Genomic DNA, 9,492 nt, shown 5'->3' with positions numbered 1-9,492 from the left:
TTGCCTTCATGGAGTTCATATTACGAAACCGGCTTTGTTTGGAATCCTGCTCTTACAGCTAAGTGGAATTCAACTGAATTGTCTTTAACTCATAGGCAAGATTGGATTGGATTTGATGATGCCCCGCAGTATTCTAATCTTTCATTTCAATATCCATTCGCAAAGGGAATTTTTTTAGAAACTAAATCCGCAGTAGGTGGCTTTTTGGAAAGAGATGCTGTTGGACCCATTGAAAAAATTGGAGGTACTTTGACTTATAACTATCGATTTAGGCCACAAATACTTGGCAATAGAAGAGATGTACTTGGGATTGGATTAGCTTTATCTTTTTCAAAATTTCAGGTAGATTTGTCTAACGCTACAGCTTATGATCCCAATTCACTGACTATTGATATCGACGAAATATCGGATCTCTTCAGACCTAATTCTAATGTGGGTATATTCTACATAAGTGTTAGTGATAAGGAAGCTTACACAAGAAGTCATTATTACATTGGTTTTTCAGTAAACAACCTCATTTCTAATGATTTTGCTGAATTCAACCGCAGAGGTGACGCAATAGGACTTACAACAATACAATCCGGTCTGCACTCTACCTTACATTTAGGCTATCGATCACTTCCTCAAAGAGCCGGTTATTTTTTAGAGCCTAACCTCATGTTTATCTTTTCTTTTCAAAAAGGAGTACATGCGATGGGTTCTTTTAGATTTGAAATGATCGATCATTATTGGGCCGCTGCTGGGATTTCCACAGTAGGTGAAGCATTTGTACAGGTAGGCTTCATATTTGATAGTAGAAGTGCTTTAAAAAATCTTGTTCAAGATGGAATGCTTAGGATAGGCTTAAAAGGGTCTTACCAAATGGGTACTTTTAGAACCATTGCAGGCCCCGGTATAGAGTTTTATACTTCCTATGTTTTTGAACTTCGATAATTAGTTTTTTTTGTGTTTTTGCTTTATACAGCTATTCACTTGATTGATACATAATTTTCACATGCCGGCTTTTTGATAACGTACTTTTGAATTGTAATTTAAAAAAACGTTATGAAAAATCTCATCATTAGTTCATTACTTTTCTCATTTGTATTTTTTATCAATAGCCTTACTGCACAATGTGTTGAGGGTGACTGCATTAATGGGAAAGGTGTTTACATAGTTAAAAATGAAATGATATTTACCGGCTACTTCAGTAATGGAGAGCCTTCCGGTAAAGGAATTATTCATTTTAAGAACGGTTCGAGGCTTTACGCAAGATGGCATAATGGTATGCCTGAAGGTAAAAGTATTTTTGTTGATTCTAATGGTTTTAAGCTATATCACATTATTAAGAGCAATCAAATTCAAGGTATATCCATTTTCAAAGATCCTCAGGGTTATATTGCAGCAGGTTTATTGTGGAGAGACAGTGAAATAGTAGATATAGTATTACCAATAGCTCCAAAACCTGAAAGAGAGAATTATAAATTTTTGTAAGAGGAAAATTGATAAAAATTTAATCTGTAAATCAAAATAGTTACTTCAAACACTTCACGGAGGCACTATATGTTCGATCATACTCATGTATGATACTAGGAAGGTTTATATGGGAAGCAATTTGTTTGTAATTTTCTTGCGTAAATATTTCAAAATAGACTTTGAATGTTGGCAAAATATTCCTCCTAGGTTTTCCGAGGATTTTTAAAGGATATTTTTTTATTTTGTTTACCTTTATCTGATAATTTAAATCCTATTTAATGGAAAACCTGATCTTTTTTAAAGAGGGCGAAAGTCTAAAAGAGCATATTAAAGACCTGCACTTCTCCAGTCAAAAAAGAATTCAACTTCTTTTTCCATTTAGTATAAAAGATTTAGAAGGGCTGATTGAAAAGAGGAACATAAAAGGACTAATTTATTTTTTGTCAGATTATCTTAATATCGAAATCATAAACTGGTTAAAATACTACAGTAATCACGACCCCGATTTAAAGATTGTCCTCTTTTCCAATCCAGATAATGCCCTGACGGCCTGGCAAATTGGTGTGTTTCACTTTGAGCCTTATCCGGTGCTCTCTTCACAAATAATTTTTTCATATAAAAAATTCTCCTCATACATTAATCACGGTGAAGGAAAATATTCAGTGAGAACTCCAGAGGGTATTTTTAATTTAAACGTAAGAGATATTATATATATCCAGGCTGCAGGAAACTATACATTAATTCAGTTTCGGAATGGTAAGAATATGGTACTTACCAGGCAATTGGGCACTTATTCAGATTTGATGGAAATGAATTTAGCTTTTGAACGGATCCACAGATCTTTAATAATTAACAAAACGTCAGTTAAAAAAATAAATGCGAACCGTATTTATTTTCACAAAAGTGAAAAATCACTAGAGGTATCCAAATCATTGGAAGCCAGGTTAAAGAAAAATTTGTTTTCCTATGGATGAAGTGGTTTCAATAACGATAGGCAGAAGCAAGGAAAATGATATTGTCATACCCGACGATACTGTGAGTAGAAAGCATGCCATTGCTGAAGTGCACTATTATGACGATATTTTACTCATTGATCAGGAATCCAGAAATGGTACTTTTCAAAACGATAATCGGATTAAAAGAGTAAAGATTAGTGCCAGAGACAAAATCCGATTTGGTGATAATACCGTAAATAACACTTCTTTTTTTGATGATTTGTTTAGGATTTATAAAGACAGGAAAAGTAATTTTCATAGAGAGTATAATTTTATGCTTGAACATTTTAATGTCTTTCAGCAGAAACTTGACAAGCTTCAGGAAGCTCCTAAACGACCTCTTTTTATCAAATTAGGATTGATTTTAATTTTTATCGTTCTGTTTGTTCTCTTTTATGATCAAATAGACCACAAATACCTCTACCCGATGATTATTGGGATGAGTGCCCTTACGATTATTAGTGGCTTGGTTTCCGTTTCACGAGGAAAAAGAAACAGAGAAATAGCAAAATTAAAAGTTAGTTATGAGAGAGTGTTACGATGCCCAAAATGTAAAACTTCATTTCTTAACATGCATCTGATCATGGTTGAAGACCTCTGTCATTGTCCAAATAATCAATGCAATGCAAAATTTAACCCTGAAAATTAGTTCATACAATGATCGTGGTACTTCATACATTCTTTTCCCTACCTTCAATACCTTCATAATACATTTGTAGTATAAAATCATATGACATGAATACAACAGATCAAACCAGAATACAAAGTAATGATAATTCCAAAAAGGTTTTAGTTCCGATAAAGGGAAGATTTGCTAACTGGATAAAAGAAAATAGAGGTAAAGGTGGTTTAGCAGTTGGTTTTTTGTCAGGTTTAGCCTTTGTTTCTGCATCAAAGATTAATTCTACTTCTCTACTTGCCGGTGATACAAGCCCAATGGAAGGAGGTGCAGATGATATTGTTCCTGAAAAAAGCGGAGACCCTTACATTAGTATCGATCCGGGTGACAGTATTGGTATGGTTTCGAATAAATCAACTTTTAGCGATGCTTTTCATGACGCCAGAAGTGAATTAGGTGCCGGAGGAATATTTGAATGGAATGGAACTTATTATAACACCTACTTAAAAGAAGAGTGGGAGGCCATGTCTGCTGAAAATAAAATAGCTTATTCACAAAAGGTGAATGATTTAATTGATTCAGAGAACTCTAATATTGTTGAACCGGGATCAGGTATTGTTACTGAATATACGGACTCCAAAATTCTGAAAATAACCATTGACAATCCCGATCTTATTGGAGAAGTAAGCATTATTCAACTTGATGTAACTAATGACGGTAATCCTGATTTGGTCTTAAAGGTGGATTCATTTATTAAAGAACCCTCTTCAAATGAAGAAATTTTGGACAAGCCTGAAACCGTTATTGATATGGGAGGTTCAAATTTGGACTCTAATTCTAATAGTAATGCAGGAACTATTAATGATCCTATTACTATGGATTCGCTTAGCCCGGAAAAGTCTTCTGATATATATGGTACAGAGGATAGTAATTTAGATCAATTCTTTGATGGATTTCCAGATATCGATGAATTTGACAATGAATTCTCATTTGGACTCTAAAAAATAAATATGACTATAAGCTGCCCTCATTGTGGACAAAAATCTGAATTAAAAAATGCAAAGAGGCTTAGTGGAAAAAAAGTTTTCCTTAAGTGTTCAAACAATCGTTGTAATGAGAAATTTGAATATGATTTCAGGATCAAATCAGATGAGGATACAACATTCCTAACTCCCTCTTTAATTTGTTCAGGTGCAAGTCAATTAAGAATAATGAAGGAAGATAAGTCCGTAATCAAAATTATGAATCTTGAGCCTAAAGATTATATTATTGGCAGAGAGCGAGGCAAAGGTTTTTCTACCGAAAGAATAGTAATTGAAGATCCTTATATTTCCAGGAAGCATTGTTTTATTAAATGCTCCATAGATTTAAAAAATGGAAAGAAAAGATATTTAGTACATGACTTAAATAGTACAAATAAGACTTTACTCAACGATAAAGAATTAAGTCCTGACGAAGAAGTTTACCTGTCAAACGGTGATATCATTAAAGTAGGTAACAGTTTTATTCTTTATCGAGAACTAACTACAAATAAAGTTTATGAAAATATTTAGCTTTTGTCAAAAAGGAAAAAGGGAGTCTCAACAGGACGCAGTTTGGATATCAGGTGACCAAAAATTATTAATTGTTTGCGATGGAGTTGGGGGATCTGGGGATGGTGCTGCTGCAAGTCGATTAGTGGTTGATTATTTTGAGAAGAATTATAAAGACTTTGATTCAAAAGAAGTTGTTGAGCAATTTAGTAGCATAATAAAAAATTTAGTTGATAAATTGAAAAGAGCTGCCGGGAGCATTCATAAACAACTAAGCACTACAATAGCTATGGTTTATATAGATCAAGGTGCAGGTTATTTTTACCATCTGGGAGATAGTAGATTGTTTTATTATAGCAAAAAAACAGCTGCTTCCTGGGTATCAAAAGATCATTCTTTGGTTCAGGATCTCTTTGAAATTGGTGTTTTATCATCTGAGAAAGAAATGCGATCCCATCCTATGAAGAATAGGGTAACCAAAGTGCTGAGTTCAGATATTGATTTATCTAAATCAGATATGAAATTCGCAAAAAAGACTCTATTGCTATCGGAAGATATAATATTAATCTGTTCAGACGGGGTTCTTGAAAATTTTAGTAATAATGAAATGATTAAAATACTGGCAAATAATACCGTGTCTGTGGAAGAATCATTTGAGACCATAAGACGAGTTTGTCAGGAGTATAGTAAAGACAATAACAGCTGTGTATTGGCTGTGATTTAATAATCCTTTAAAAATAAAAGTTTACTGTATTTTTTATAAAAGTGTCAACACTTTAAGGGGATGTTTATGGGTAACAATTAACTTAATAATAAAAAATTAAAAAATTAAAAAATTATGGAAAGTATTGTAATTGGAATAGTAAGCTTTATAATTATTTATATTGGGATATCATTTTTCCGATTTTCAGGAAATAAAATCGATGATTATAAATCTTCAAGGAATCCTAATGACATAAAGCTTCAAACTAAAATAGGAATAAGAAAAATTAAAGATGGTAATTTTCCTGAAGCGCAAGTTAGGTTCAAGGAAGTTATTCAAATTCATCCAGACCAATTGGAGGCAAATCTCTTTTTAGGTGGATATAATTACCTAAATAAAAATTATGAGAATGCTACTCCCCTTATCAAAAAAACGGTTCTCGTTTTGTTGCCTAATTATACACCTTCATCTACTAAAGACTATGTAGATGAAATGGGGGCATTTATTGGATTGTCATATTACTTTTTTGGCCATATTAAATATGAGGAGGGTAATCATGATGAGGCATTGTATTGGAAAAATATAGCTCTTCAATATGATGAAAGTCTTTTTGAAGATATTAATTGGTATTAATCAAAAAATTATTATTCTATCTTGGGTATATCTGATGATGCCTCGCAAGATGACATTAAGAAGGCTTACAAGCAGATGGCAAAGCTTTATCATCCGGCTGTTTCAAATTTAAATTATGCACAGGAGTAGTTTGTTGAATTGGGTGAAGCATATTCTATACTAGAATTCAACAAAGACGATCCTTTTATGATTCAATTTTAGATTCCTATTTAAATCATAATATGTCTATAAAAAGTGATATATTCAAATCATGGGAATCACAGAATAAAGAGAAGGTTTTCGATACAGCAGTATGACTTTTAAGGAATTTAAATATAAACTTTTAAAATAATAAAATATGAATGAAGGTAATCATTCAGGATTTTAAATTTTACCTTTTTTCTTAGGAATTGGAATAACTATCTATTGTGTCATTTGGGCTGGCGAAATAAATCGTATTAAAGATAGCTGGGGAGTATTTGGGTTTCTTATCCTACTAGTTGCATTATTTTGGATCCAGTTCATGAAGCCCAAAACGATTTGGGAAGAGCAATGTCGGAAGAAACGATGATTCCCCACTCCTTATCCAATCAATTCCTCCTTCTGAATGACTGTAGCCAAAAGTCGGGTAACAGTACTAGCTTAGGAGCTGAAGTAGTTTGTAATTTAAGTTGATTATACTTTTAATAACATTTTTAAACTAATTTATTTAATTTAATTCAAACCATTAAAATGATTTTTAAAATTACAATAAGAATAGGTTTAATTCTAATGTTGTTATCTGTTTCGCCGATTATAATATTTGATCTTAAAGGGCAGAATTGCAGAACTATAAACAATACTGTAATCACCACTAACTATTTGTATACCAGCAACTCAGAAGGAATTAAAATGCCCTTTAATGACAGTTGGATAATATTATTAGAAAACCAAAACGCTGTTATTGTAGCACTAGCAGAGCGAAATGGTAAAGCCTCAGCAGGAATAGTAAAAAACAGAAATGGTTTCTTTGTTAGGAATGCACATCAGATAGCAGAGAATATGATTTATGATCTTATTCGAATGGCTGGTATAGAAATGGATAAAAACACTATAAGAAACCTGAGAATAAAAAACATTCCAGTTAAAGAGATTGAATTTGAATACACATTATATAATTTAAATGAAAAATACTTAATGGCAGGTCTAATCTATGTGGTTGTTAAGGGAAACTACTCCTATCTCTTTATTTTCAGTAGTGAAGTTGAGGATAAAATTTGCTTCTACCCATTCTTTAGGGAGGTTATGAAAAATACATTTTATGACCCTCAATGGTATAGAGGGTGATCAAATCCATCCATATAAGGTTAAAAAAACAAGATTGAAAATTAAAATTTAGACACATATATAGTAAAACAATCAATTGGTTTATATAAAAATTATTCATCCTAAAATAAAACTTCTATGCTAGTTTTGGTAATTATAGTATCTGTTTTGGTCTATTTTGTGGTTGCCTTTAATAATGATTCCAGCGACCAAAAAGATCGAATTCGCAGTCAGGGTGGAATGTATCAAAAATATAAAATATTAGTGGATGCCACAAAGGACGAAGGGGGTATTCCTCTGAAAATAATCAAAATCACAGCAGAGACTCTAGTTTTAGAATATTTAAATCAAAAGGGAAGGACAACTATGATTTTTACTCAAAATTGGAATGACATCATAATAAATTGGGACTTCGCAAGTCCAACATATGGTAACCATAAACTGACCTGGACATTTCCAGAGTACCATGATCAGCTGTTAATTTCAAACCAAATCAAAAGTGACCTATTGGAATATCAGATTAATTTATTAATAAAATTAGGGGGCTATTGATTTATTAGTTGAATCTAAAAATTCTAAAAAACTACGAGATGAAAAACTATTTAATATTACTGCTAATACTCCCCATTTTTCCATTGGTGATTTCAGCACAGGAGAGATCTGTACAGATTTATGGTTTTGGACAGGGTGTACAGGAGGGAATGGTTACAACCCATCAAATATCTCAGCGATATAAAGAATCTGCCAAATTATATGGATTCCTAGGAATAGTTGATCGCATGGTGGAGTATGATTATGCGTTTGGTGCTAACTCGGCAGAGCATCACCGTCTGAATGGTTATGGAGTATTGTTACTCAGTTCAATAAATCAAGTCCGGGCCGAACACCCTATCAAGCGCTTGTATTTTGTCACCTCTAATAGTGAGCAGGAGCTACAGCTTCTGTTCGCTCATGAGGTGGAAATCAGGGATGAGCTAGTGAAGGAAACCTTCGGCGAACACAGAGTGGATTATTATTATCTGATTCCTTATTCCATTACCCAGCAAAGTGGCTTCCTAATGGTAGACTGGTCTGTCAACAGATCTGGTTTTGTAGCTATCGAGTTCCCCTTAGTAGCTGATTTTGGCTATCAGCCAGCCATAGGTCTTGAAGTTCCCTTTTCACAGTTAAATATGAGCGCCCTGAATGATTTTATGCAGCGGGAATATGGTTTTAGAATCCGAAATTGGTAAATCTTTAAATTTTAAAAATTCAAAATGACGACTATTCTTCTAAGTATGCCATTCCTTCAATTTGGTGACAGCTATAGTGGATTCAGAGACCCATATTTATCACTTGATGGTGATTCAGGCTTTGGATTAATCATCGCTGCGATTTTCTTAATTATCCTTTTTTATATAGTCCGGATTTTTACGAGGGATGATGATCAGGCTGCTGTGGGATGTTTTGTAATAGTAGTGATGCTGGTATTTGGCACTTGTGTTTGGAGTTTGGTCAGTTGAGGTGTAATGCGTTTATGGGTAGGTATGCCCTGTTATTTGACCCAAGAAAGCTTCTTTTATTGTTGCTTACTAAAGCGGAGTTTGAGGCTATTTTAGACAAACAAATCGTAAACAATTGAGAATAATTTTCACCATGAAAAAACTATTGACCACCTTAGCAATTATTCTTTGCATTCCCTTTCTTTGCACCGATAGTGTAAAAGCGCAAAATGATATGTGTCTCACTATTTTTGATTGGACCAGATACTTTGATATGTCCAGTGGCGCTATTACCCACAGCATGTCCGAAATACAGCAAATAGTAGATGAAAGCCGATTGTTCCCGAATATATTTTATTATATTCAAGAGCTGGAAGATAATCACGGATTTGTCATCTCATTTGTATTTGATGATCAATTGATCAATCCAGCCTTAGGCCATTTTTTTGGTAGTAAGGATGTTATAGAATTGCATCTGGAAAACAATTCAATACTCACATTACCCAATATGAATAGTGAAGACAGAGGCAGGAAATTTATTTTTTACTCTTCTGTTCTTTTTGAAACTCAATACGCGATGCAAAGCCTGTCCAACAGTAAAATTGAAAAAGTGATCCTCAAAAGAGGAAATAGGATAGTGTTTACTCATTGGATAAATAAAGCGCATGCATACATTTTCGGTCTGAACATTAATTGTGCCCTTATTTTAACCGATAAAAAATAATGAAGTTAGTTTTAGTGAGATTGATATTAACTTAAACCATAAAATTGTCTATTTTTCCACCAAATT

General features: G+C 33.2%; 14 protein-coding genes. All 14 read left to right on the top strand.

All coding sequences use genetic code 11. The features are described from left to right. On the top strand, positions 1–933 hold the full coding sequence (locus EA412_03675) for a type IX secretion system membrane protein PorP/SprF (protein TVR81119.1): 933 nt from the start codon (positions 1–3) through the stop codon (positions 931–933). A gap of 111 nt (positions 934–1,044) precedes the next feature. Beyond that, positions 1,045–1,473 (top strand): hypothetical protein, encoded by a 429-nt coding sequence (locus EA412_03670; GenBank protein ID TVR81118.1) that lies wholly within the window; start codon positions 1,045–1,047, stop codon positions 1,471–1,473. Between the two features lie 260 nt (positions 1,474–1,733). Beyond that, a complete protein-coding gene (locus EA412_03665; protein TVR81117.1) occupies positions 1,734–2,429 on the top strand; it encodes a LytTR family transcriptional regulator in 696 nt (231 codons plus the stop codon). Continuing rightward, positions 2,422–3,099 carry an FHA domain-containing protein gene (locus EA412_03660; GenBank protein TVR81116.1) on the top strand — a complete coding sequence of 226 codons (678 nt, stop codon included), beginning with the start codon at positions 2,422–2,424 and terminating at the stop codon, positions 3,097–3,099. Before EA412_03665 ends, EA412_03660 begins: the two co-directional genes overlap by 8 nt. 86 nt (positions 3,100–3,185) lie before the next feature. After that, the gene (locus EA412_03655) at positions 3,186–4,070 is read left to right on the top strand and encodes a hypothetical protein (protein ID TVR81115.1); all 885 of its coding nucleotides are present in this window, start codon (positions 3,186–3,188) and stop codon (positions 4,068–4,070) included. Positions 4,071–4,079: 9 nt separating this feature from the next. Then, complete coding sequence (locus tag EA412_03650) at positions 4,080–4,622, top strand: FHA domain-containing protein (GenBank protein ID TVR81114.1); 543 nt, start codon at positions 4,080–4,082, stop codon at positions 4,620–4,622. Further along, positions 4,609–5,325 carry a serine/threonine-protein phosphatase gene (locus EA412_03645; GenBank protein ID TVR81113.1) on the top strand — a complete coding sequence of 239 codons (717 nt, stop codon included), beginning with the start codon at positions 4,609–4,611 and terminating at the stop codon, positions 5,323–5,325. Before EA412_03650 ends, EA412_03645 begins: the two co-directional genes overlap by 14 nt. A 114-nt stretch (positions 5,326–5,439) precedes the next feature. Continuing rightward, a complete protein-coding gene (locus tag EA412_03640; GenBank protein ID TVR81112.1) occupies positions 5,440–5,937 on the top strand; it encodes a hypothetical protein in 498 nt (165 codons plus the stop codon). Between the two features lie 18 nt (positions 5,938–5,955). Further along, positions 5,956–6,066: a hypothetical protein gene (locus EA412_03635; protein TVR81111.1), complete on the top strand. Its 111-nt coding sequence runs from the start codon at positions 5,956–5,958 to the stop codon at positions 6,064–6,066. Positions 6,067–6,648: 582 nt separating this feature from the next. Further along, the gene (locus tag EA412_03630) at positions 6,649–7,242 is read left to right on the top strand and encodes a hypothetical protein (GenBank protein ID TVR81110.1); all 594 of its coding nucleotides are present in this window, start codon (positions 6,649–6,651) and stop codon (positions 7,240–7,242) included. A gap of 117 nt (positions 7,243–7,359) precedes the next feature. Then, complete coding sequence (locus EA412_03625) at positions 7,360–7,773, top strand: hypothetical protein (GenBank protein TVR81109.1); 414 nt, start codon at positions 7,360–7,362, stop codon at positions 7,771–7,773. A 38-nt stretch (positions 7,774–7,811) separates the two neighbouring features. Then, positions 7,812–8,453, top strand: a complete 642-nt coding sequence (locus EA412_03620; protein TVR81108.1) for a hypothetical protein — start codon at positions 7,812–7,814, stop codon at positions 8,451–8,453. Positions 8,454–8,498: 45 nt separating this feature from the next. Beyond that, positions 8,499–8,723 (top strand): hypothetical protein, encoded by a 225-nt coding sequence (locus EA412_03615; protein TVR81107.1) that lies wholly within the window; start codon positions 8,499–8,501, stop codon positions 8,721–8,723. Positions 8,724–8,856: 133 nt separating this feature from the next. After that, on the top strand, positions 8,857–9,426 hold the full coding sequence (locus tag EA412_03610) for a hypothetical protein (protein TVR81106.1): 570 nt from the start codon (positions 8,857–8,859) through the stop codon (positions 9,424–9,426). The last annotated feature ends 66 nt before the right edge of the window (positions 9,427–9,492 follow it).

This window comes from Chitinophagaceae bacterium, assembly GCA_007695095.1.
Taxonomy (GTDB): Bacteria; Bacteroidota; Bacteroidia; order Chitinophagales; family REEL01; genus REEL01.
This window is presented reverse-complemented; position numbering and strand designations above follow the sequence as displayed.